Source organism: Oleiphilus sp. HI0067, assembly GCF_001635735.1.
In genome coordinates this window covers 1-1,389 of sequence record NZ_LWFI01000338.1, presented here as the reverse complement: position 1 = coordinate 1,389, position 1,389 = coordinate 1, and the positions used below count along the sequence as shown (strand labels likewise).

Below are 1,389 nucleotides of genomic sequence, written 5' to 3'. Positions count from 1 at the left end.
CAGCGCCAGAAATACCATCTTCGAAGGTTAAATCGCCTTCTTCTGTGACATGGCCGTTCATAAAGAAATTGATGTTATGACTGATATCGCGCTTCGTAATTCCGTACTGAGGATTCTCGGTAATCGCCAACATCCAGCTATCACGACAGGCGTGCATGCAACGCTTTTCGAGGTCATAGCGCACAGTATTGCTTTCCGTCGCACAAGCACCACCAAGGGTGTCGTGACGACCGCAAGTGTCAGCAACAATTTCAAGCATCACGTTATTAAAATTTGATCGAAGCTCTGAACCTGCAGTGAGGTAAACAGCACCCTGCTCGCGCACAGTATCCATCGCGCTGTAACGTTCAGTCGGGTTGTGTGCATTAAAAAACAAGGTGTCAGCGGCTTGGTTGCCTTCTAGGTCTAGAATACGGATGATTTCTCCCGCATTGACCACACCAATGTAATAGTCCCCTGCATCAACCACTTGTCGGGTCAGTGCATTTTCAGGAAGTAATGTGCTCTCAATAATCATGGCGTGCCCCCTAAGCCCAACTGATACAAGGCATTGTTTGCAAATCCTCGTCCATTTTCAGGGCGGAAATTCTTACAGTAATCATCTTCGGTGACAGGCAATGCCTCACCCAATTCAATTTTTACGTCCATTGTTGGGTAGCTTGAAGACTGATCTAAAGGATGTGGGCAGGTATGCAGCACAACAATGGAATCTATCTCCATACGCAAAGTCACTGAAGCACCTTGTGTATCTGCCGAGGCATCAAGTGCCATCTGACCTTCAGAATTTACCGAGACCTTACTAAACCAATTAATGTTTGCCGCCAAATCTGCGGGGCCCAAACCATATTTCGCAAGCTCTACTAAGGTCGCGTCGTGCCCATTTTGCAGCCAATCATTTCGATCTGTTTGATAGTCACGCGCACCCCAGCGCGCCTCAATATGAGAGGCATGAGAATTACCACAAACTGATTCGTGCCAGCCGAGAGAATCCTCAACGATCGAAGCGAAAATTCGCCCCATATCTGAATACAAGCAATTGCCTTTTGTGAGTTTAAATGTGTGCTGGCACTTGAGGGTATCAGGCGCGTTGTAGCGCTCTAATAAGTCCTCGGGGTTATAAAACAACATTCCAACGTTGGCGCCGCCAAGTAAGTCTGTTAGTCGTAAAATCGTGCCTTTACGTAAGCGAAAAGACCAATGTGAGCCTTCCGCAATTTGAGTGGTGTAAGAAATAGAACGGATGTACTCGCTCATAACTTGTCCTTACTTTCTTTTTTAATAGATGTAGCCGCGCAAAACACGACTGATTGCTAATGTCTCTTATTACTTCGATCTAAATAGGCTTATGCAACCTGTTGCGGAACAGGCCGAATGTCATCATCGATTTCT

2 protein-coding genes are annotated in these 1,389 nt (G+C 46.3%); both read right to left on the bottom strand.

Annotation, left to right across the window (positions count from 1 at the left end):
- Window positions 1-517, bottom strand: a 517-nt coding sequence (locus A3739_RS04140; protein ID WP_068500426.1) for a DUF1989 domain-containing protein, incomplete at its 3' end; no start/stop codon positions are given.
- A complete protein-coding gene (locus A3739_RS04135) occupies window positions 514-1,254 on the bottom strand; it encodes an urea amidolyase associated protein UAAP1 (protein WP_068499866.1) in 741 nt (246 codons plus the stop codon). The genes A3739_RS04140 and A3739_RS04135, both read right to left, overlap by 4 nt.
- Window positions 1,255-1,389 lie beyond the last annotated feature (135 nt).

Bases quoted from the DNA above. Each gene is read 5' to 3' on its own strand.
- A3739_RS04135 (WP_068499866.1), bottom strand. From the start codon at position 1,254: ATGAGCGAGTACATCCGTTCTATTTCTTACACCACTCAAATTGCGGAA.